18 protein-coding genes are annotated in these 23724 nt (G+C 41.9%); 7 read left to right on the plus strand and 11 right to left on the minus strand.

Annotated elements, in window-relative coordinates; all coding sequences use genetic code 11:
- Positions 1 to 24: 24 nt before the first annotated feature.
- From IEV36_RS02285 to IEV36_RS02320, 8 genes are all read right to left on the minus strand, one after another.
- Positions 25 to 945, minus strand: a complete 921-nt coding sequence (locus tag IEV36_RS02285; protein ID WP_005257721.1) for an energy transducer TonB — start codon at positions 943 to 945, stop codon at positions 25 to 27.
- Between the two features lie 10 nt (positions 946 to 955).
- Positions 956 to 2446: a hemophilin secretion modulator gene (hsmA, locus tag IEV36_RS02290; protein ID WP_005257723.1), complete on the minus strand. Its 1491-nt coding sequence runs from the start codon at positions 2444 to 2446 to the stop codon at positions 956 to 958.
- A gap of 82 nt (positions 2447 to 2528) precedes the next feature.
- Entirely contained in the window at positions 2529 to 3320 is a 792-nt protein-coding gene (locus IEV36_RS02295; RefSeq protein WP_005257724.1) for a Slam-dependent surface lipoprotein, read from the minus strand.
- 189 nt (positions 3321 to 3509) lie between these two features.
- Complete coding sequence (gene hphR / locus IEV36_RS02300; RefSeq protein WP_276530044.1) at positions 3510 to 6671, minus strand: hemophilin receptor HphR; 3162 nt, start codon at positions 6669 to 6671, stop codon at positions 3510 to 3512.
- A 203-nt stretch (positions 6672 to 6874) separates the two neighbouring features.
- Positions 6875 to 7885, minus strand: a complete 1011-nt coding sequence (locus tag IEV36_RS02305; protein WP_005257726.1) for a FecR family protein — start codon at positions 7883 to 7885, stop codon at positions 6875 to 6877.
- On the minus strand, positions 7886 to 8407 hold the full coding sequence (locus IEV36_RS02310) for a sigma-70 family RNA polymerase sigma factor (protein WP_005257727.1): 522 nt from the start codon (positions 8405 to 8407) through the stop codon (positions 7886 to 7888).
- A 279-nt stretch (positions 8408 to 8686) separates the two neighbouring features.
- Positions 8687 to 11083, minus strand: a complete 2397-nt coding sequence (locus tag IEV36_RS02315; RefSeq protein WP_005257728.1) for a TonB-dependent hemoglobin/transferrin/lactoferrin family receptor — start codon at positions 11081 to 11083, stop codon at positions 8687 to 8689.
- A gap of 150 nt (positions 11084 to 11233) precedes the next feature.
- On the minus strand, positions 11234 to 11926 hold the full coding sequence (locus IEV36_RS02320; RefSeq protein WP_005257730.1) for a type 1 glutamine amidotransferase domain-containing protein: 693 nt from the start codon (positions 11924 to 11926) through the stop codon (positions 11234 to 11236).
- A gap of 92 nt (positions 11927 to 12018) precedes the next feature.
- Here IEV36_RS02320 and IEV36_RS02325 point away from each other — a divergent pair, with 92 nt between their 5' ends.
- The 3 genes from IEV36_RS02325 to IEV36_RS02335 all read left to right on the plus strand — a co-directional run bounded on the left by IEV36_RS02325 (position 12019) and on the right by IEV36_RS02335 (position 14592).
- Positions 12019 to 12438, plus strand: a complete 420-nt coding sequence (locus IEV36_RS02325) for a MerR family transcriptional regulator (RefSeq protein ID WP_005257733.1) — start codon at positions 12019 to 12021, stop codon at positions 12436 to 12438.
- A 112-nt stretch (positions 12439 to 12550) separates the two neighbouring features.
- Positions 12551 to 13354 carry a type 1 glutamine amidotransferase domain-containing protein gene (locus tag IEV36_RS02330; RefSeq protein WP_005257734.1) on the plus strand — a complete coding sequence of 268 codons (804 nt, stop codon included), beginning with the start codon at positions 12551 to 12553 and terminating at the stop codon, positions 13352 to 13354.
- Positions 13355 to 13545: 191 nt separating this feature from the next.
- Complete coding sequence (locus IEV36_RS02335) at positions 13546 to 14592, plus strand: acetoacetate decarboxylase family protein (RefSeq protein WP_005257735.1); 1047 nt, start codon at positions 13546 to 13548, stop codon at positions 14590 to 14592.
- 310 nt (positions 14593 to 14902) lie between these two features.
- Here IEV36_RS02335 and IEV36_RS02340 read toward each other — a convergent pair whose 3' ends face one another.
- Both IEV36_RS02340 and IEV36_RS02345 read right to left on the minus strand, forming a co-directional pair.
- Complete coding sequence (locus tag IEV36_RS02340; RefSeq protein ID WP_005257738.1) at positions 14903 to 16132, minus strand: NADH:flavin oxidoreductase/NADH oxidase family protein; 1230 nt, start codon at positions 16130 to 16132, stop codon at positions 14903 to 14905.
- 175 nt (positions 16133 to 16307) lie between these two features.
- Positions 16308 to 17138: an alpha/beta fold hydrolase gene (locus tag IEV36_RS02345; protein ID WP_005257739.1), complete on the minus strand. Its 831-nt coding sequence runs from the start codon at positions 17136 to 17138 to the stop codon at positions 16308 to 16310.
- A 424-nt stretch (positions 17139 to 17562) separates the two neighbouring features.
- Between IEV36_RS02345 and IEV36_RS02350 the strand changes: the two genes are divergently transcribed.
- From IEV36_RS02350 to IEV36_RS02365, 4 genes are all read left to right on the plus strand, one after another.
- Positions 17563 to 18459: an acetoacetate decarboxylase family protein gene (locus IEV36_RS02350; RefSeq protein ID WP_005257740.1), complete on the plus strand. Its 897-nt coding sequence runs from the start codon at positions 17563 to 17565 to the stop codon at positions 18457 to 18459.
- Between the two features lie 34 nt (positions 18460 to 18493).
- A complete protein-coding gene (locus IEV36_RS02355) occupies positions 18494 to 19738 on the plus strand; it encodes a saccharopine dehydrogenase family protein (RefSeq protein WP_005257741.1) in 1245 nt (414 codons plus the stop codon).
- A gap of 56 nt (positions 19739 to 19794) precedes the next feature.
- Positions 19795 to 21240, plus strand: a complete 1446-nt coding sequence (locus tag IEV36_RS02360) for a coniferyl aldehyde dehydrogenase (RefSeq protein WP_005257742.1) — start codon at positions 19795 to 19797, stop codon at positions 21238 to 21240.
- An 89-nt stretch (positions 21241 to 21329) separates the two neighbouring features.
- Positions 21330 to 22316, plus strand: coding sequence for an NAD(P)H-quinone oxidoreductase (locus tag IEV36_RS02365; RefSeq protein ID WP_005257743.1), 987 nt, complete (start codon positions 21330 to 21332; stop codon positions 22314 to 22316).
- Between the two features lie 48 nt (positions 22317 to 22364).
- Here IEV36_RS02365 and IEV36_RS02370 read toward each other — a convergent pair whose 3' ends face one another.
- Positions 22365 to 23348 carry an NAD(P)H-dependent flavin oxidoreductase gene (locus IEV36_RS02370; protein WP_005257745.1) on the minus strand — a complete coding sequence of 328 codons (984 nt, stop codon included), beginning with the start codon at positions 23346 to 23348 and terminating at the stop codon, positions 22365 to 22367.
- Between the last annotated feature and the right edge of the window lie 376 nt (positions 23349 to 23724).

The raw sequence follows: 23724 nt of genomic DNA on the forward strand, positions 1-23724 counted from the left end.
ATTCTCCTGAAGAAAGAATATTGCTCATCGGCGACCCCGACTGAGATTAAGTTGCACTGGAAAATCAACGACAATAGCCACTGCTCGGCCATTGACTTTGTAGGGTTTGAATCTGGACTGACGGGCTGCGTTTAGAACTCGCTCATCTAAGCTGGCAATACCCGAACTTTGTTTTAATTGAATATCGATAGGCTGCCCGTTTTCATTGATGCGTAAACGTAACTCCACCATGCGAGTTTGTTGCCGAAGTTCCCGATCATCGTAACTAAACTTTCCGAAACTGAGCACATCCACACTACTGACTTGAACAGGTTCATCATGCTGAACTTGGCTTTCAGGTGCTCGACTGAGCTCTTGTTGTGCTGCGGATGTTTTTACACCTCCAGAGTGTGGTAGATTTTCCTCAGAATTCTCTTTTTGTATTTGCTGCTTTTCACTCACATTCGCAACTTGTTGATGAGTCTGTGTCTGTTGTTTAAACGCTTTACTTTCTACAGACTGAACGGCAACATTTTGTGCTGATTGAGATGCAACGGAGTGATCTTTTTGACTCGGCTGTTTCTTCTGCACCGTATGTGTTGCATTTTGACTGATGAATATCTTTTGCTCGATGGTCTCTGTACTTTGTTGCGTAGCACGAGGTGCAGATTCTTTTTTTAAGTGTTGTTGTTTGGGGGGCTGAGCAATGGCACTCTGAGCCGTTGTATGAGGAGATGGATTTTCTGATGGTGCTAACGACAAAAAACGTACCTTGAGTGCATTTACTTTCGGTGAGGTGGCTAATGTATAAGGTTCAATAAAATGACTCAGACACCATAAGGCGATTAGATGCAACGCAATGACCAGCAATACAATGATCGACTTCGGATAGGAATGTGCCAAAACCAAAATAGAGGGTGGTTTTGAGGTCAATTCATAAGCTGGGTATTGGAGCTTTGATTTCATCGTCATCCCTCTAAAAACGATGCTCAAGCTTCAAGCTGACATTGTGTTTATCATAGGAATACAACCAATCCACATTGCTATTGTTATGGTTATAACGATAAGTCAGATTTGGCGTCATGCCGTAAAATTTAAATCGGGGCATCTGCAAAACAAAGGTATAATTTTGTTCAAAATCATGACGACGGGCTTGTAGACTTTCGGCATATCGATCAAACTGCCGCCAGCGATATGAACTAAATAAAGTGGTATTCAACCCAACATTCCAGGATTTACTCAGCCCTAAACGGACACCTTGTTGTTGATAGGCCGCCATGTACTTTTCTTGGGTGTCATGATCCAGTACATCTAGTCCACTAAATAATGTCCATTGTTTGGGTAGAATCTTCCAAAAGGTGAACATCGCCGAGCTTTCTTTACCATCTAATGTTTTATATTTTTGATAATCCAGATCCTTGATTTCAGCTTCAAGCTTGAATGCTTTGTCTGCGGCAATAAATCGCATCCATTCAGCACGTGCACCCCATGCATTGTATAAACCATTATTTGCATAACGTTTATGTTCAAACAGCGGTGCAATACTGATCTGATTTTTTAAATCGAAAAAACTATAACCTGCATTAATGTTCAGGGTGGATTCGTTATAGTCAGCATGATCATCATAAGACTGTCCATATGCTAACCCACGTAAGGAAATCCCATGATTGCCGTAGAGAGAAAAGCGTTTCATTAAACTGGCTTCATAGTCCATACCCGTTGCTGATGCTGCTTTGGGACTGCCACGGGTAATTTCTTGGATGGGAGTCGCATTGCCCTTATCGTCAATACCATACAACGTCCAAGTTTTACTTTGTTCAGAAGAACTATTCAGATTTGTGGCATAGGATGGACCAATCGCGACACTGCCTTGCCATGAATCACGCTGATCGAGCGCTTTGACGAACAGATTAACCGTTTGTTCTACTTCAGGCGGTATCACCGCCCGATCACTCTGTCCCAATTTGTTTTGAATTGATGTAAAAAGGCGTGCTGCTTCTTTGTTCTTTTGCTGTTCAAACAGCACGCGCGCTAACTCTAGTTCACAAATAAGATTATTGGGTTGTTTATTGAGACTGCTTTGAAATTTTTGCTCGGCTAATTTGAGCTGCCCTTGGGCACGTGCCAATGCCCCTTCAGCAAAATCAGTTAAAGCCTGATCATAGCCTTCATATTGCTGATAATGCTTTAAATAAACCGTAGCATTGCCCCACTGTTTTTGCATGACAGCCAGATAGAGGGCTTTGGCCAAATCATCCTGATTTTTTTCTACTGCATAAATTTGACCATTGATACGGATACTGGGGAGTTTCTCGGTATCACGAATTGTGCCTTGTTGTTGTAGTTGATGTTGCTGTTGTAATAAATTCTGATCCAAACTTTGATTCAGGCGAAGTTGAGTATCATCATCTGCATAGAGTGATGAAGCAGCCAATAGAGTCAGACAGCACAGCAATGTTCTTTTCATAAAAACCGCAAAACAAAAAATAAAATCATTAAGTCTTAAGTAAGAAAAAGGAACCTACAGGTGTAGATTCCTTTCGCTATAATTAGTTCTTCGCACCACCAAATGCAGTGTTATAAGAAACATTGTCAAATTTCGCGATACCTGCTAAAGCAGCAGCATTTGCACCAAAGAAATGACCTTGAACAGCACCAGAATCATCTAATCCAGCGGTACCATTTGCGATTGCAAATCCGCTAAATGCAGCCGAGCCCGGATTAAATGTCACACCATCAAGTGTTAAGTTTGAAACGGTTGTACCTGTTCCAGTTAATGAACCTTCCAAGGTGCCTGCACCAAAGTTTGCAGTGAAATTACCAGTTAACAGATTGCTTGCTGAACCATTAATCCCAGCAACGGTATAGGTCGCAGTACCTGCGGTTGGTACTGTGGTATTGGTATTATCACCCGCGTAATAAACGGTATGGCTTGCACTGGCAGGCGTATCACCTGCTTTCCACCATTCACCGAAATAAACTTCCTGTGTACCCACTTGACCAAAATTAAAATTACCTAAGGCACTGTGTGAAGGTGGCATTGCCGATACTGGAATATGAGAGATATTAAATGTTTTGGTACCGACAGTAACATTGCTATTACTTGTACCTTGCGCAGCAAATGCTTGTGCTAGACCTTTGAGTGAACTAAAGCCTGTAAAAGCGTTGTATGGCGCACCTGCCGCCTGCACTGAAACTGCAGCTGCACCACCTGGATGACTGGCATTGGCTGCCGCACCGACTTTGATATTTGCTTCATTACTTGAAGCACCTTCAATACCTGCATGAGCAAATACAGCAGAACATGCAACAAGACCGATGAACAGTTGAGAGATTTTCATTTATTGTTACTCCATTTTTTCTAAAGCTAAGTTATTGTTTCAATAAAGATAACGATATCGTTACCTATTTAGTTGTATGAGCAGTTGGATTTTGAACTGCCCTTGATTTTGTAAATAATAATCATTCAATATTATTATTTACCTTTATCTAATTTCCGCTTTTTTTAAAAGAGGAAATTAAATTCTGTGTTAAAACTTAGTTGTCCAGCTGACTTTCAGTGTGCGGCCTGGTGCAGCCATTGCACTCCGCGTGAGAGGATCGATATAGAATTGGTTTGAAAGGTTATTTCCAACAAATTCAACCGTGTTATAGGTGTCGACTTGATAGCGTGCGTAAGCATCAAAAATCCAGGTGTCATCCCAAGCCAGCGGTACGTTGAGGTAATAGCCTTTATTGATTCCCGCATCGTTATTTTTACGTAGTGGACTTTCATAGCCTTTGTAAAAAGTTGCACGGGCACCCAGTTCCAATCTTTCATCTAGGAAACGTGCACCGAACAAGGCATGTGCACTGAGTTCTGGTGTCGACATGGTGACAAGATAGCCATTGGGGAAACCATCATCGACACAACGTTGATAAGCATCACGGAACTGAACCCCTTGCTCAGTTTGTACAGTGCCACTGTTAATCATCTTATCAATGGCACTATTGGTGTCGCAGACTTCATTTTTGAGGCTATAAGCCAAACTTAAATCGGTAAAGAAAGCCCCATTATCAAAACGGCTTTGCAACTCTAAACCTGAAAGTTTTTGCTCATCCATATTGGTGAAAATCAGATTTTGATTTCGCTCAATCACATTTTTGGTCTTATTGTAGTAATACGCCAGTTTAATATCGGCGTTTCGCGCTGAGCTTAACCAGTCCCGCATGTCATAGACATAACCCACTTCATAATTAAAAGCATGTTCGGGTTTAATCGCTTGATATGGCATCATGGCAGAAAAACCGACTGTGCTTTCAAATAAGCTGGGTAAGCGATACTCTTCTGCATAACGGACATAGAGTCGATTATTGTCAGTTAAATGAATAGATGCCCCAAGCTGAGGTGCCCAGCCACTGTCTCTTACCTTCTGAGCTGACTCAATCGGGACCTGTTCAATCACTGCCGGACTCAGATTGCCACTGCCAGTAATGACATATTTTTGACCTAAGGCATTCAGACGATTTAATACATTATCCGCCAAAGCTAAATGACCATTTTCATCTGCCTTCCAGGTGAGCGTATTTTTCTGTGACCAAATAAGGTTATACAAAGTGCTTTCTGAAGCAGGAACGCTTTCTAACTTGCCATCCCAATCGGGATTTTTAGCAGCATAGCGCTGTGTGAACCGATCCAGCATACGCTGCTGCTGAGCATCGTAACTTTCAGGCATGGTTTGATATTCAAAACTATATTCCTTCAGCTTACTTTTCTTGGTAAATAATGGATTTAACGCAGGATCGACCCCATCTCTCAGGGATTTATTCAAGAAATCATCAAAGGCCCAATATGAACGATAGCGCATGCCTGCATCAAAACTTAACCACGAAACAGGACTGTAGTTGAAATTAAAATCAAAGGTTTTTTCTTCACGTCGGCCAGCGCGAGGTAAGGCTTGATATAAAGAATAGCTCGGCCCATATTCACCATAGATATCATCAGAGGTCAGTTTTTCTTTTAAGAAACTTCCACCCAGCGTTAAATTGAGCTGGTCCGTTAATCGTGCTTTATTACTGATACTAATTCCCTGACGTCGATTGTCAGAATGGCTAATTGCTGTATTGATAATACGGTTGTCCCGAAAATCAATCGTTGTTGGCCAACCGCCGCGTGTGTAGGTCTGACTTTCGGTATCGGTTTGCCAAATATTGGCATAGAAATCGACCCACTGAATGTTTTCGGGCTTAAATTTATATTCCAGACTATAGGCTTTAGAACGAATGTTGCTGAGCGGCCATTGCGGTACACCTATATCAGGCGTTAACCCCCACTCAATCCTTGATGGCATGATTTCACCAAATCTATTTTTGGTGTCTCGGTAAGTCAGTTTCAGTGCCTGTTCATCAGTTGGGCGATAATTGGCTTTGAATAACCACGATTCCATTTGACTTGAAGTGTTCGGTACTTCATCGCCAGGCTTGTAGGAGTGTGCAAAATAAGGAATAAAATCAAGACTGTCACTTGGTTCTGCCCGTTTATAGTACCCTGCACCATGTGTCCCTGAAAAATAGTTACCGCGTTCACGTACTGCATAAACCGCCAATAAATCGAATTTATCCTGCTTCATTGCCAACGCAAGTCGACCCGCTAAATCATCTCCTGAGAAGTTAGAGTTATCATCTCTGGTGCGGTTCTTTTTATAAATATCAGGGTCATACTTCTTACCATTCACATCGTTCCAAGGCGTTGTATCGTCATAATTTTTGCCGACCTTGCTCATATCAGGAAGCGATGGATCGATTGAATTGGTTGAACCTTCAACTTTTAGCTCGGCACCAAATATTTTACCTGGACGAACAATATCATCCGCTTCCAGAGTTTTGACTACAACACCACCGCCGACTGAGGTGGTGGTATTTCTTTCTAGCGATGGTCCTTTAATGACTTCTATGCCCGCAATTAGATTGGGGTCGATATAATTTCGGTTATTCACACCATTATAGCCGCGCCATACCGCAATCGACTGCTCAGTCCCATCAATGGTCAAAGGAACACGGCCTACCCCTTGTACACCACGAACACTCGGATCCAATGCCCCACTATTTCGGGCATCACCGCTATAAACGCCGACCATACCTTGTAAGACATCGGCTGGATTGGTGCCTTTAAAGCGCTCAATATAATCTTTTCCTGCATAGACGGAAGATCGATTGGCATCGTAAACCCTGTTACTGCCCTGTGTATCTCGATCTTCTTGCCCATAAACGACAAGTGGGGTCAAACGAACTGAAACTTCATCTTGCTGAGCCTGTGTAGTCGCTGTCTTGTTCACTACGGTATTGGTAGCAACAGCGGCGATATGGGGTGGTTGCGTGGTTTTTTTCGCCAGTGTGTAACCTTGCCCCACTCTTACCGCATAAAATGTTGAAGAGGCCAAAATATGTTGGAAACCTTGATCTACTGCATAGTTTCCTTTTAATCCAGCACTGGATTGTCCTTTTAATTGCTGGGCATCAATTGCAATAGCAGTACCAGATTGTTCAGCAAATTGATTCAATACATTGGCTAAGGTTCCTGCTGGAATATCATAGGCTTTTATTCCCACTGTTTCCGCATAAGCCTGTTGTAAAGGTAAAGTTAAGCTACCAATACAAACTGTATGTATCGCAAATGCGAGTGTTGAAAATCGAAATAAGTTCCGATTTCGCATTTGACCCTTTCCAACTTTGTTCATTTTGCCGCCCCAGTAAATAGAAATAAGAATCATTCAATATTCTTAAATAAAATGATCCAAATTTATTGCTTCTACTTACTATGACGAACAGCTTTGAAAAAAGTGGAACCTTAATTTGAAAAAAAATTAAAAAATTTTTAAAATCCGTTTATTGGGACTCTAAAAATAGAGATTGTTTTCTATTTTTTTAATGAAATAACAATCAGATATGGTGTAACTTGGTATACCTTTAAGTTTGGGAATACAGTTGCCAACAATTTAAGTGCATCTTGTGTTTGATCTAATGGCAACACCGCATTCACCTGAATAGTGTGCAATGCTTCGGCATTAAACAGGATTTTACCTTTATAATTTTGATCTAATTCCTGTAATACCTGATCAAGTGGTAAATTTTCAACCATCAATTGATGTTTATTCCATTTTTGTTGTTCATTATAAATATTGAGTGCTGGCAGTGATTGCACGCCATTTTGATTCATACTGACAGCTTGCCCTGCATTGACTATCACCTGCTGGGTTGAATAGCCATTCGTTGTTGTCGCTTCTACACGTACTCGTGAATGCAACATTTTTAGCTCTGTTGCAACGGGATCATAGTTCACACTAAATACTGTTCCTAGTGCTTGAATCTGCCCATGTTTGGTTTTGACTAAAAACGGCCGTTTCGCATCTTTAGCAACATCCACATAGATTTGCCCTTTAACGAGTTCAACCACCCTTTGTTTTGCCTGAAAATCAATATTGACTGCACTCTTCCCACGCAAAATCAAGCGTGTCCCATCTTGTAAGGTTTGTGCTGTCCACTGCGCCGAATCACTCTGAATATCAGCGCTCAGGTAGGCAATAGAAGTATCAGATAGATATAGAGAGCCTCCACTGATGATAACGAATGCGATAGCAAATGCACTGCCCGCACGGATATGTTTGTAGGTTTTTGCAGACCCCAAACCTGCTTTAAGTGCTGATTTGACCAGTTTTTTATGAGGCGCTGTCTGAGAGACTTTTTGAATCGAGCGGATACACTGTTCGATATCTGCCGCAATTTTTTGATGCTGTTGACTGTTCTGTTTCCACTGATTAAATTTTAATTGTGCATTTTCTCTGGTCGACTCATCATCTGAACTTAATTGTACAATCCATAATGCTGCTTCCTCGACCAGTTGATGATGATCTTGTTTGTCGATAGTCATTCAGATACTAACATCCATATCTAATCGAGCTTGATAGCAACGGATTAAACAGCTTGCCAGATATTTCTGGATCATTTTGGTTGAAACGCCCAATTGTGCGGCAGTTTCTTTATGGGTATAGCCTTCTAGATAATGCAGGATAAATGCCTGTTGAGCCTTTGCAGAAACATCTTCCAGGGCTTTACAAAGCTGGTCGAGCGCTTGAATAATTTGCAGCTGGTCTTCTGGCGAGGCAACAGTATCCAGCATATATTCCATCTCGCTTAAGCCATCCAGATAAGCCTGTTCAATACGTTTACGTCGTACCTGATCAATCAGTAAATTTTTTGCGACAGACGTAAGATAGGCACGTGGCTCTTTTAATCCTAAAAGTTCATCGCGAGTCTGTAGAAGTTTGATAAATGTATCTTGAACCAGATCAGCAGCTTGATCGTTATTACCAAGTTTTTGCCTCAACCATTGGTGAAGCCAGCCACGATGGTTTTTATATAATTCATCTATAAGCAGAGAGGTTCTGTTCACAATGATCTGACTCAAACAAGGTGTGCTTAAATGATAATAATTATCATTAACAAAAGTCAAGATAGAAGTATGCTTTATCTTTTTTTATATTAAATACATGAAATTTGATAGATATATCCACTAAAAATACAATCATTTTGATGCAAAGAGCACCAACTGGCTTTTTAGTTAATTGATCGTTTTGAGTCAGAAGTCATCTTATCTGATATGTACAGCGCTTTCTTCTGACTAAAGCACTGCACATATCACTTATTTATTTAGCTTTATTCTTAGATTTAACTAGAACTTCTGGGAAATACTGAGTTTATAATCTCGGCCTGTACCCGTCATATATTCACCTAGATACATTTTATAGTCTCGATTAAATAGATTATCAATCGACATATTTAAGGTAGGCCCTTTCTCTCCAATGGGTTGCCAATCCACATAAACGCCATGCAATGAATAGCCTTTGGTTTTCGGTAATGAAAATGAAGAGGCGGCGATAGATTTATCGTTGTCCGAGAGACTACGATCTTGTGCAGCCACAAAAATCCCGCGCCATCCCATTGTCAGGTGATGCTCAGGCACATTCACGCCCAAAGTAGCTGTGGCTTTTCTCGGTGGAATATCCGTCATCCAGGTCTTTTGGTCAAACCATGGATTGACTGGGGAATTATCCCGTTGTCCGCGAATATAAGAATAAGTTAAACCTGTAAACCACATTGGCTGGTTATAGAAAATCTCCGCTTCATAGGCTTTGATCGTATAATCGTTCACATTACGATAAAAACCGTGGTGATATTTTCCATTGCAGTCATCGATACTGCCATTGCCGCCGTTGGCATTATTTTCAGCTTGTGCTTTACAGAACGTCGAGCGATTACGGAAGATTTCATCAGATCCGCGATTACGATGATAGGTCAGGCGAACTTGTAAATGGTCGTCCTCTGCAAATACATTATCGAAGTTCATTTCATTGCCTAAGCGAAGCGCGAGCATTTTTTCAGGCAATAAATAACGACTGGTTGAAGGTACAGATGTGATCGCGGATTGCACATAATATTGTTCATCCACACGGGGCGCACGCCAGGTTTTACTGATATTGGCAAACCAGGTTAGATAATCTGCCTGCTTCCAAGCCAGTGCTAAACGAGGTGACCAGCCTGTGTAGGTTTTACTGGAATAATCATGCCCTGCTTCCGGATCATTATACCTTGACGCACGGTTGGGCTTGCCCGTGTTGGTAATATGATCATAGCGAATTGAAGGTGTAATGGTAACATTATGAATCTGATATTGATCTTCCACAAAGGCACTCAGCATTTGCTGATCCCCAGCGGGCATATAATTCGGTTCATAATAACCAAAATTATAATCTGGCTTTTTCGAATTGGTTTTATCGTAAATCAAAGAGTTCTGTTCCATCTTTTGATATTGCGCACCGACCTTTAATTTGTGCGTACCATATTCGGTATCAAAATCACTGATATTGCTCAGTTTAAAAGCCGTATTGGTATAAGTGACCCAGCTTTCATTGCCTAAGGTTGATGCTGATCCATTTACGCTCGGTAAGCGCTGGTCATGTTGATCTGTCTTAGAATATGAGGCTGTGGCCTTGAGGTTGACATAGGGATTGGACGCAGGGTTTAACTCATATCCAAACGAATAGCTGGTATCTTTCTGGTCACGATAAACCAGTCGGCGTTTCCATGCCTCTTCATAGCCATATTTCTTAATATCAGCTTCGGTTGGCACAGCATCCTGATCACGCATAGCTGCAAAGGGTTCCCAACCATCGTGTCCACTTCGCATGGCATTGAGGGTGATTTTCTGACTATCGGTAGGATGAAAATTCAGCTTGGCCAAATAGGTATTTTGTTCTTGGGCCGAATATAAAAATTTTGTGCCATCTGGACGTGTCACATCACCACTATCACGATTGGTGTAATAAAACATGCCATCGACCAGACCATTTTGACTTTGACCATAGACAGCACCAGTATAGGTATTTTGCTGGTTATTGGAAAAGCGTGAATATTTTAAAAAAGCCCCCACTTTTTTATTGTCATCAAGCAGATCTGTCGCATCTTTGGTTTCTAAGGTCACTTTACCGCCAAAACCGCCATTGCCAACCTCAACATTATGAGGCCCTTTATCGACCGTGATTTTCTTTAAAATTTCAGGCTCAATAAACACCGAACCTTGTCGATATTTATCAAAACTTTTGACCGAGTCATCCAGCGTAATCGGAACATCCTCAACGCCGCCCATTCCTAAAATATTAATGGTTTGCCCACCTGGTCTTGGAGAACCCGCAGATCCTACACTTGGCATATGATCGAGCAATTGAGCGACATTATTCGCTTGATAACGATCAATGGCTTTCTGGTTTAATACGCTCTGACCAAACTGAATGGTATCGTCTTTTTCTGCCTGCACAACAATCGGTGTCATCTGATAAATCTGGTTTTGGGCATTAGTTTGGAGCGATTTATTTGATAATACAGTTGTACTCTCGGCATTGGTTAATGGCTGTTCTGCAAAGCTTTGTCCAGAGATTAAATTCATGGACAAAGCAATCGCAGTCGCCAACAACAACGGTTTAAATACAAGGCCCTGTGCAAGTGGCTTATTTAGATTTGATTCACCAAGACGTGATGTCCGTTTCTTGGTGAAGTTAAGGGAGTATTTCATTCAATTAAAAAATGTTGCTTAATTGATAATAATTATCGTTTACATTTGTAATTTTGTAAACAAATTCAAGTTATTTTTCCATCAATTAAACGTTTAATCTTCATTGTTAACTTACTTTAAGGATTTTGCAGTTCACTCCATGCAGTTTGTCTAAACTTGCTCTAAAGCTTCAATCATTGCCAGTGCAGTCACACGCGCTGAAAATGGATTTTGTCCCGTAATCAAGTTGCCATCTCGAACGACATTCGGCATAAAAGGAATCAATTTCTTTTCATAATCTGCACCCCGCTCTTTTGCGAGTTGTTCTGCGTTATAGGGCACTTTTTTTGCCACACCAGCCAATACCTCTTCGCACCACGCAAAGCCAGTCAGCTTTTTACCTGCAATCAAGTATTGTCCGTTTGAAAGCTGAACATTGAGTAATCCACAATAACCATGACAGACACTGGCAACGATGCCACCTTTTTCATAAATATTCTTGGTGATCTGTTGCAGCTCAGGATTATCTAAAAAGTCCCACATCACACCATGTCCACCCGTGTAATAAATCGCATCGTAATCTTGCCAATTAATCTCGGCAGGTTTCTTGGTTGTTTCCAGTAATTGCATAAATGCAGAATCATTTTTGCGTTTTAAAACAGAAGCGTCAGCCACGAAACGCTCCAGTGATTTAGGTTCAATCGGAGAATGACCGCCTAATGGGCTCACAATATCTTGAATATAATGATGCTTTTCAAACTCGTCATAGGCATGGGTCAATTCCCCTAGCCATAGACCTGTTGGACGATCAACTTTTTCATATTGGGCAACATTGGTCACCACATGCAGGATACGTTTAGACATTTTTCACCTCAGCTTTTAACGTTATTTTTAGTCTTGCTTTTGTCTCACTATAAGTCTAAAGTTAGCTTTAATGTCAAGAGGAAATCGGTAAAATGAATATCAGTGAATTATCGAAACGTAGTGGTTTAACCACTCCAACGATTCGTTATTATGAGCAGATTAAACTGTTACCGAAAGCAAAGCGCAAATCGAATGGTTATCGTGAATATAGCGAAAATGACCTCAAACAATTATTTGTGATTCAGCAAGCACAACAAGTCGGTTTCTCTTTGACCGAGATCAAGGCTTTTCTACCATCAAATGTTAGCTCTTGGGATCATGATGTTCTGATTAATCTTCTGGAAAGTAAAATCAAGGATATTGAAGACTTAGAGCAGAAACTGGCAATGAGCAAACAGAATCTTCGAGTGATGATTACTGCAATTAATAACAAGCCAGATGAAATCACCTGTGCAGAAAATGCGCAGCGTTTGCTCAATCTTTACTATAGCAATGACAGCACTGAAAAATAATCGGCACCCTCTTTTATCGTTCTTTCCTCATCCGAAACTGATCAAAAGCTATTGACCTTAAACCTTACTTTAAGCATAGGATTATTGACAGGTGATGAATGAGGAACCTGTCATGTTGCAACGTTGGAATCTTCAAAAGTGGTTGATCAGTATTTTTATGCTGATCTTTTCGGTTAACTCGGCCTTAGCGGCTGAATCTGTACAAAATGTACAAACGAAATCCTTAGGCAAAATTTTGGTGGTGATGACCAACCACGCCGCTTACCCTTCTCGTTCAGACCATACGGGCTTATGGTTGACTGAACTGACCCATTTTTATGATATTGCACAAGCTGCTGGCTATGACATGGATTTCGTTAGTCCACAAGGTGGCGCTGTTCCTTTAGATGAACGCAGCCTAAAGCCCATTTATCTAGATAAATCAGCTAAAGCACACCTCGCCGATCCTAAATTTATGCAGCGTTTAAATAATACACTTGCACCTGCTGCGATTGATCCATCTCGTTACAAGGCCATTTATTATACGGGTGGTCACGGCACCATGTGGGATTTCCCCAAAAATGAGGGTCTTAAAAAGATCAGTGAGCAGATTTACCAGCAAGGTGGTGTGGTATCCGCTGTTTGTCATGGTGTAGGAGGTTTATTGTCGCTTCAGGACGATCATGGCAAAGCATTGATTGCAGGTCGAACTGTAACAGGATTTGCCAATATTGAGGAAACACTCTCAGGCATCAAATCGCAAGTGCCTTTCTCATTGCAAGATGGACTGATACAACGCGGCGCACATTATAAGCGTGCGTGGGTACCATTTACGTCTTATGTGGTTGTGGATGACCGCATTATTACAGGACAAAATCCACAGTCGAGTAAAGAAATTGCGGAAGCTGTGGTCAAACGTCTCAGTACTTTAAAATAAAAAATGCCATTAAAGCCAGATCTTAACAATCTGGCTTTTTTATTAAACAAATAGATATTTCTCAATGAGATTTATATTTCCCTATTGATTCATTGTTCTCATGCATTGAATGAGTGAAAGCCTTCAAAAAATGCTTGACCTTAAAGTGAGCTTTAATCTTAGCATCTTAAAAGGTTAACAGGAGGAATCTCATGAACTTCAATCAACGTCATTTCAGTCGTTCAATCTCGGCAATGGCAGCAAGTATATTGCTCAGCACTGCAACTTATGCAACTGAACCAAATCAGCTCGCAAATCAACCCCATACCTCACAGAACACAGCGCAAACCACTGTTGTTGAATTTGGTCCTTATAAAGTCAATGTGCCTAAAGGTGGTTATTACGATCGTTTTCGTATGAATCCTGATTTAGATGAAGTGGCAAAAGATCCAGCCGCTGGAAATATTGATTATTTCCGTACTATTCCTAAAAAGCTGGTGGATACACGCGTGGGTAAAGTCTGGTCACCAAATTTCTATTACCGTACCAGCAATGTACAATTGTTGATGCTTGCCCCAATCGCAAAATTAAAGACCAAGTTACCTGCACCGCTGGAACCCTTACAACCTTTCCCGGGTTATGGTTTAGTTTCTCTAACCTTCTTTTCCTATGCTGTGGGTGATGTCGATCCATACGATGAAGTTTCTGTTACCATTGTGGTTCGTCAGCCTGGTGCACATCATTTCAATAGCACTGAATTATTAAGCTCAATGCGCAAGCATAAATATTATGGTTATGTACTGGCCTTACCTGTCGATACGGAAATTGCCCGTGTTCGCGGTGTTTATGGCTACCAGTTACCGAAATGGCTCACACCGATTGATCTGAATATCGGTAGTCAAAAACTACAGGCTCAGATTTTTAATACAGATGGTCAACCTGATTTAAGTCTAACCGCAGCTTTGCCAAAAATTAAAACAGTGAAGCCACAATCAAGAATTGAAACCAAGACCATGTATCAACTGGTTGACGGTAAATGGCACAGCACTTCTGTAGAATCAAATACATTGGCATTTGGACAAAAGTTATTTCCAAAGGACGTGCAACTGGTTCGTAGTGGCGGGCCATTGACGAAACTTCTGAATGATTTAGGCACGGAGAAGATCTTGCGTCTCGATGTGGTCAAAGATGCTCAATTAGCCCTGAATATGCCGGTTCCTTATCCTGCGCTGGATCAGGTCAGCAAGCATAAAAAGTAAGTTGATTATATGACCAGCACCCGTTTTCAGATTGAAAGCGGGTGTTTTTTTATTTCAACTAAAATGTTTGTCGTTTTAAAAATAGAAAATTCTCGTCTTTGGTCAATTATTTCTTTTTAGTTTTAAGCCTAAGTATCCATCTTATTTGCTTGTGTAGGGTTTTAGAACATTGGGTTGAAGTCTAATAGTCTGATCGTAGATTGCAAAAAAGCTCTCAATAAAAAAGCCAATGACAGATGTGCTGCCATTGGCTGTTGCTTCATGATTCAAACTATAAAAAGTTTAGAAGCTCTGCTGCTGTTTAATATGCTTAGGCATAATGACGCATCTGGTTTTTATAAAGACGGGTACGGCGTGCCATCGCAGCTTGTTGCAGAATCAATGCCCAAAGTGGAGAAACTTTTGGATTCGGGTGTTTTCCAAGACTCAATTTACGCAACTGAAATTTCACTGTGGCCATATTTGCCAAAGAAGCCAGCGTTTTATTTTTCCAATGGATGGGCTGTAACTCAGGTGCTGTGTTCTGCCCTTGCTGCCATTGATGAGGTAAATTTGGTTCGATTGCCAACGCAGTCGCTATCCCGACCATATCGACACCGCTTTCAATCACTTGTTCCGCCACCTGTTTACGGCGAATTCCCCCCGTTACCATCACTGGCATCTTGGCTACTTTGCGGATCTCCTGAGCAAATTCCAGAAAATAAGCTTCACGTGCCAAGGTACGACCATCGCGTGCCTGTCCTTGCATGGCAGGTGCTTCATAGCTACCACCAGACAGCTCGACCAGATCGACTGCTAATCCATTTAGCATCTGCACCACTTGCTGTGCATCTTCCGCACTAAAACCACCGCGCTGGAAATCTGCTGAATTGAGTTTTACTGCAACAGTAAATGTCTCAGAAACCACAGCACGCACTGCTTTAACTATTTCGATCAGGATACGCGCCCGATTTTCCAGAGAACCGCCCCACTGATCCTGACGTTTATTGCTGAGTGGTGAAAGGAACTGGCTGAGTAAATAACCATGTGCTGCGTGGATTTCAACACCTGTAAAGCCTGCTTTCTCTCCTAGACGTGCAGTATTGGCAAAGCGGTCTATCACTTCCTGAATCATGGCCTGATCCATTTCAATTGGCGTATTAAAACGATCTGACATTTTGCCTAAATCTAGAGCAACGGCTGAAGGTGCCCAAGTATCCTGACCTAAATTTGATTGCATCTGACGCCCAGGATGATTGATCTGTAACCAGACTTGTGCGCCTTTAGAACGACCGATTTGTGCCCAACGCTTAAAGGTGTCCAGATGTTGTTCATCTTCAAGTACCACACCGCCAGGCCCTGTCATTGCACGGCGATCCACCATCACATTACCGGTAATGATTAAACCGACACCACCATCCGCCCATGCCTGATATAAACGCATCAGTTCTTCCGACGGCGCATGATTGATATCTGCCATATTTTCTTCCATTGCCGCTTTTGCAATGCGGTTGGGAATATCAGAACCATTCGGGAAAACCAGTTTTTCAAATACTTTCATTTTTGTGACCTCATTGAGTATGGATTTACTTTAAGATTAAAGCCAACTTTAATGTCAATAGTTTTATCAAATGGAATAATATATTTTTTATAAATATTTTTTAGATTCAGTTAATTAGGTAATAAAAAAATAGAGGCACGCAGGCCTCTATTTTGATTGTGTTGAGTAAAATTGATTATTGTCGGATAAATGCCAGTAAATCTGGATTAATCACATCCGCGTTTACGGTAAGCATTCCATGTGAGAAACCTTTATACGTTTTTAAAGTACCGTTTTGTACTAGCTTGGCTGACAATGCGCCCGAATTTTCATAAGGAACCACCTGATCATCATCGCCATGCATCACCAGCACAGGCACTGAAATCTTTTTTAAATCTTCAGTAAAATCGGTTTGGGAAAACGCCACGATGCCATCGTAATGTGCTTTGGCACCGCCCATCATGCCTTGTCGCCACCAGTTCCAGATCACAGGCTCAGATGGTTTTGCATCGGGACGATTAAAACCATAGAAAGGACCAGCAGGCAAATCGTAATAAAATTGCGATCTATTCTTGAATAACTGGTTTTGCAGGTCATCAAACACTTCTTTCGGTAAGCCGTCAGGATTATTCGGTGTTTTTACCATAATGGGGGGCACTGCACTCACCAGCACGGCTTTGGCAACATTTTCTTCGCCATGACGCGCGATGTAATGTGCTACTTCCCCACCTCCTGTTGAATGTCCGATATGAATGGCATTCTTAATCCTGAGATGTTGTACTACCGCAGCGACATCATCAGCATAATGATCCATATCATGTCCATCCCAAACCTGACTGGAACGGCCATGCCCACGACGATCATGTGCGACGACACGGAAACCTTCGTTTAAGAAAAAAAGTAACTGGGCATCCCAATCATCTGAGCTCAGTGGCCAGCCATGATGGAAAAAGAGGACCTGTGCATCTCGTGGACCCCAGTCCTTATAAAAAATTTCTACACCATCTTTTGTCGTAACGTACGCCATCTTTGTTTCTCCTGTGTAAGATTTACACTGTCGAGTCATGATCTATGTTGTAATTCATGTCGGTAAAATCACATTTTTTAAAACTATCTGTATGGATAGCCACTCTATACTAAGGTTAAAGTTCACTTTAAGGTCAACGGGTTTAGTCCCATTCTGATAATAAAAATGTAATTTTATAATTTAGAAATAAAAGACAAAATCGAAGATGAGCTATTGAAATTCAATGTTTTATTAAAGATTTAAAAATATTTGATTGTCTATTCTGTTTACATACTTTCAACGAATACAGCGCCCGTTTTCCGAAACAGAAATTTTAGGGCTTGACTTTAAAGTTAGCTTTAATCTTATAGTGATCTCAGATGACAAATGCATAGATTCTTATACAGGCATTTTGAATAACTTGATCAATTAAAGGTTAACCCATATGAACAGCAATAAACAGTTTACTGAAGTTGAGTTTGGACAACAAAAGGTTAGCGTTCCTAAAGGTGGCTACTATGATCGTTTTAGAATGAACCCGAACCTTGATGAAGTTGCTCAAGATCCTGCTGCAGGAAATATCGATTTTTTCCGTAAGATTCCAAAGAAGCTAGTCGAATCGAGAGTTGGCCCTGTCTGGGCACCTAATTTTTATTATCGCAGCAGTAGTGTGCAAATATTGATGTTGGCACCGTTGAAATTACTCAAGAAAAAGCTACCTGCGCCTTTGCAACCTTTACGCGCTTTACCTGGTTATGGCTTGGTTGCATTAACCTTCTTCCGCTATTCTGTTTGCGATAATGATCCATATAACGAAGTCTCGGTTGCAATTGTTGTGCGTAAACCAGAGGCTCATGGCTCACATGCTTTAGAGCTGGCCAATTCGATTCGACAACGTCATTTTTATGCCCATGTATTGGCATTGCCTGTCGATACCGAGATTGCACGCGTTCGTGGCGTATATGGCTATCAACTGCCGAAATGGCTCACCGAAATTAATGTCGAGATTCATCCCGATCAAATTCATGCAAATTTGACAGATACCACAGGCAAGATCGATTTAAGCCTGACCGCAGTGACACCTGCTTTACAGCATGTGAAATCTGAATCTCGAATGACTGAAGCGACGATGCTTCATCAAGTTGATGGCAAATGGCATAAAACACTGGTGCAATCTAATCCCCTTTCATTGGCACAGCAATTATTACCGAAAAAGGTCAAGTTGCTTCGTCATGGCGGGCCTTTAAGCCAGTTACTGGATGAGTTGGGAGCATCCAGAATTCTTCGTCTGGATGTGGTAGAAGATGCTCAAGTTGTGCTCAATTTACCGAAACCACTTTAAATATTAAACCACTTAAAATGAAGGAAAATAAACAATGACACAAACCAATTATGATCTTGTTGTATTCGGTGCCACCAGTTTTGTTGGGCAAATTCTGACCCGATATCTGGCAGAATATTTTTCGACCCAACAGGAACAACTGAGCTGGGCAATTGCGGGCCGCTCTCAACAAAAACTACAAGACCTTAAAAGTAGTTTAGGTACTTTGGGAGAATCTTTGCCGATCCTGATCGCCGATGCAAGCAATCAAGCTGAGCTAAACGCATTGTGCGCACAGACGCGTGTGGTGGTTTCAACGGTTGGCCCTTACGCTTTATATGGCGAACCCTTGATTCAGGCCTGTGTAACCAATGGTACAGATTATTGTGATCTGACGGGCGAAACACAATGGATCAAAAAAATGATCGAGAAATACGAATCTCAAGCCCAGCAATCAGGCGCACGCATTGTGCATTGTTGTGGTTTTGATTCAGTTCCATCGGATATGGGAGTTTATTACTTACAGCAACAGGCTCAAAAACAGTTCAATGCACCTGCAACGCAAGTCAGCATGCGGGTCAAGACCTTAAAAGGTGGCGCGTCAGGTGGCACAGTTGCGAGTCTTATTAATGTGATTCAGGAAGCGGCGGCTGATCCTGCACTACGTAAAGATCTGGTCAATCCTTATGTGCTTTGCCCGCCTGATCATGGCAATAGCCAACGACAAATTTATATTAAAACTGCGAAATTCGATTCAGATTTTAATGCTTGGATTGCGCCATTCGTGATGGCAGCAGTCAATGAACGTGTTGTGCATCGTTCTAACGCATTGTCAGGCAATGCCTATGGCAGCAACTTTAGCTATAACGAAGCCATTTTAACTGGCGAAGGTTTAAAAGGACGTTTCAAAGCTTTAGGCGTGGTTTCTGGCTTAGGTGTCTTCATGCTCGCCGCAGTGAGTAAACCTGTGAGCCAGCTGATGGAACGTTATATGTTGCCAAAACCAGGCGAAGGCCCTACCCCAGAACAGCAGCGCACAGGACGTTTTGATTTACGTTTTATCGGCAAAACCGAAGCAGGTCAAACCCTCAAAATCAAAGTCACAGGTGATCGTGATCCAGGCTATGGCTCTACTGGAAAAATGTTGGGACAAGCTGCCTTAAGTCTTGCAATTGATCATGTTAAAGAAGCTAAAAATACGGGCCGTGCCGGTGGTTTCTGGACACCTGCAACCATGTTTGATGATCGGTTTATTCAACGTTTGACCAAGCATGCAGGCATAGCGTTTCAACAGCTCTAAGTCTAGCCAATATCCACATGTCGGCAGCCTGTCTGCCAAAATTCATGAGGTTGAAGATGAACACATTTAACGATATCAGTCATGTGGACAATGCATCTGAAATATTGAAACAGCAACGTCAGGCTTTTCTGGCCGCGGAAGCGCCAAGTCTGGCACAACGCAAAGCCAATCTGGCGAAGCTACGCGCTGCTGTGCTTGCCTATCGTACTGAATTACAAACCGCGGTCAGTGAAGATTTTGGACATCGTTCAGCACACGAAACGGATGTTATGGAACTGGTTGGGATTGTACAGTCGATTGATTATCTCTCACGTCATTTACGCCGATTCATGAAGGCTGAACGCCGTCATGTCAGCCTGTTTTATCGAGCTGCAAAAGCCCATGTGGAATATCAGCCCAAAGGCATCATTGGCGTGATGTCACCTTGGAACTATCCTATTTCATTGACGCTTATCCCGCTCGCGACTGCATTGGCAGCGGGTAATCGGGCCATGCTTAAACCTTCAGAACTGACACCACGTACCAGTGATGTGATGCACCGTATGCTTACAGCAACTTTTCCTATTGAGGAGGTTGCCGTGATTTTAGGCGGGCCTGAAGTTGGAGCTGCTTTCAGTGCTTTGCCTTTTGATCATTTATTATTTACAGGCAGTACGCCTGTTGGTCGTAAAGTGATGAAGGCTGCTAGTGATCATCTTGTCCCGCTGACGCTTGAGCTCGGTGGTAAAAGTCCGGTGATTGTCGCCCGCGGACATGTAAATCGTCGGACGATGACCAGTATTGCTTATGGGAAATTGTCTAATAGCGGACAGACATGTGTTGCGCCTGATTATGCATTGATCCATGAAGATGATCTGGAAGACTTTATCCAGCAGTTCAATGAGACGGTAACACGTTTTTATCCAGATGGACCAGATTGTCAGGATTACAGTTCTATCGTGAGTGAACGTCACTATGCACGTTTGCAAGGCTTGCTGGATGAGGCTCGTAAGCGCGGCGCCCGTGTGCTTGAAATGGGCACAAAACCCGAATCAGCTTCGGAGCGTATTCGTACCCTAGCCCCTACTTTGGTGGTTGATGCGCGGGACGATGATGCCATTATGCAACAAGAAATCTTCGGGCCAATACTACCCGTAAGAACCTATCGTCATATCGATGAAGTGATTGACTATATTAATCAGCGGGATCGCCCACTCGCCCTATATTATTTTGGTGAAAAAGATGCGGATTGTAAAAAACTGCTGAGACGAACCACATCAGGCAATGTCGGTATCAACAATACCATCATTCATGTTGCTCAAGATGACTTGCCATTTGGCGGTGTCGGACCAAGCGGTATGGGCGCTTATCATGGCATTGAAGGATTCCGCTCCATGAGTCATGCCAAAGGTGTTTTTGATCAAGGACGCTGGAATTTTCCAAGCCTGTTACATGCTCCGTTTGGCAAATTTATGGAACTGGCACTCGCCGTCACATTAGGCAAGAAAAAATCTGATGTTTAATTGAACTCCATGCAGTGGCAGTTTTCTATTCTCATTCTACCACTGCGATTTTACGCAAATTTATAAAATATCGAATAAGGTACAGTCTCATGAAATGTATTACGTTTAACGGTGCGGGTGGCCCGGAAGTCATTACGGTCAGTGAAAGACCAATGCCGGAATTGAGTGATGAAGGAATATTAATCGAAGTGGTTGCCGCTGGTATCAATGGCCCAGATGTGATGCAACGTCAGGGTTTATATGCACCTCCGCCTGGGGTGACTGATATTCCGGGACTGGAAGTTTCAGGCATTGTGAAACAGGTGGGAAAATCTGTCAGCAAATTTAAAGCGGGTGATGAAGTATGCGCCCTCGTCCCTGGCGGTGGCTATGCTGAATATGTTGTCGCTCATCAAGATAATGTACTTTTTCTTCCCGAAGGACTGACTTTGGTGGAAGGCGGTATTTTACTTGAGACCTTTATGACAGTTTGGTCGCACTTATTCCAGCATGCCAAATTTCGCCCGAATAGTTCGATTTTAATTCATGGCGGTACTTCTGGTATTGGCACGACGGCAACCATGTTGACCCGAGCATTTGGCGCCACACAAATTTTTACTACGGTTTCTAGTGAAGCACATCAAAAAGCCAGTCTAGAACTTGGTGCGGATGTTGCCATTAATTATCACGAAAATGACTTTGTTGAAGAAGTCAAGAAACATACCGATGGTAAAGGCGTAGACTTCGTACTAGACATTATTGCAGGTGATTATATTCAGCGAAATTATGACGTTGCCGCGATGAATGGCACCATTTTACAAATTGGTGTATTAAAAGGTCTCGCGCAGAATCTTAATATTTTTCCGATGTTAGCAAAACGCCTCACGCATACAGGCGCGATTTTACGCTCACAATCATCCGAAGCCAAAGCGGAAGTCATGTCTGCCTTACAGGAAAAAGTTTGGCCTTTAATTTCCAAAGGACAAATCAAGCCTTTGCTTTATCAATCTTTTGATCTGGAGCAGGCTCGTCAGGCCCATGAACTCTTAAATCAGGGACAACATGTCGGCAAGCTGGCATTAATCGTGAAAAAATAATCTGGTTTTGAAAAGAGCTAAAAGTATTGCTTTTAGCTCTTTCTTTAATTAAATATTATTCAGCATTAAACGTTGTCTAGCTGCTCGATATTCTCTTTCAAGACGATCAACCAGCTCGGCAACCGATGTGGTTGCTTTCACCGCATTTAGGCCTTGCCCACATCCCCAGATGTCTCGCCATGCTTTCACTTTATGCTGTGTGCCATCTTCACTGGAAGTACTAAAATCCATGTCCTTCAAATTACCTTCGGGCAAATTGGCTGGATCAAGCCCTGCTGCACGAATACTTGGTGCTAAATAGTTGCCATGTACGCCAGTAAATAAGTTGGAATAGACAATTTCATCTGAATTATGATCAACGATGGCCTGTTTATAAGCATCCGTTGCATTGGCTTCATGAGTTGCGATAAATGCCGAGCCAATATAACCAAAATCAGCACCCATCGCTTGCGCTGCCAAAATCGCATCCCCTGTAGAAATTGCTCCAGATAAAGCTAAAGGCCCATCAAACCATTCTCGGATTTCCTGAATTAATGGAAATGGGCTCTTTACGCCTGCATGTCCACCTGCACCTGCGGCTACTGCAATTAAGCCATCAGCACCTTTTTCTATGGCTTTTTGGGCAAAGCGATTATTAATCACATCATGTAAGACTACGCCGCCATAACTATGCGTTGCGTCATTAATTTCAGTTCGAGCACCCAAAGAGGTAATCACAATCGGAACTTTGTATTTAACAATCAGTTCCATGTCATGTTCGAGACGATTATTACTTTTATGCACAATCTGGTTAATTGCAAATGGCGCTGCGGGACGGTCTGGGTGTAAGGCATTATGTTCTGCAATTCCGTCTGTAATTTCTTTTAACCATTCCTCCAGCTTTTCTGCTGGACGTGCATTTAGCGCAGGCATGGAGCCAACGATTCCAGCTTTACATTGAGCAAGCACCAGTTGAGGTGTGCTAATGATAAATAATGGAGATCCAATAACAGGAAGTCTTAAGTGCTTGAGTACTTCTGGAATGTTTGACATGAAATATGCCCTTTTTAAGATAAATTTTTATTTCAATACGTTCATCAAGCCATTTAAATCATCAACGCCTGATTTTGACTTCACCTGATCATATCGGGACAATTGATGTTATGCAACAAGTTGCATAACATCAATCCATGAAAGAATTTTATGAATCATGCTTGCACACTGATAATTTACATAAGATATTGAAATTGATTGTATAAAAATAAGGATATCAACCAGTCCGCTTAAAATTTATCACTTAGCTCAATACAGTTAATTGCTTAAATATGCTTATCTTTCAAGTCTGTTACCTAGTCTCTCAAGGTGATGAGCGATAAAGATGATATGCTTCAGTCATTTTTATGGTTTTATTAATCTCCTGAGACGATGT

This window comes from Acinetobacter vivianii (assembly GCF_014635885.1).
Taxonomy (GTDB): Bacteria; Pseudomonadota; Gammaproteobacteria; order Pseudomonadales; family Moraxellaceae; genus Acinetobacter; species Acinetobacter vivianii.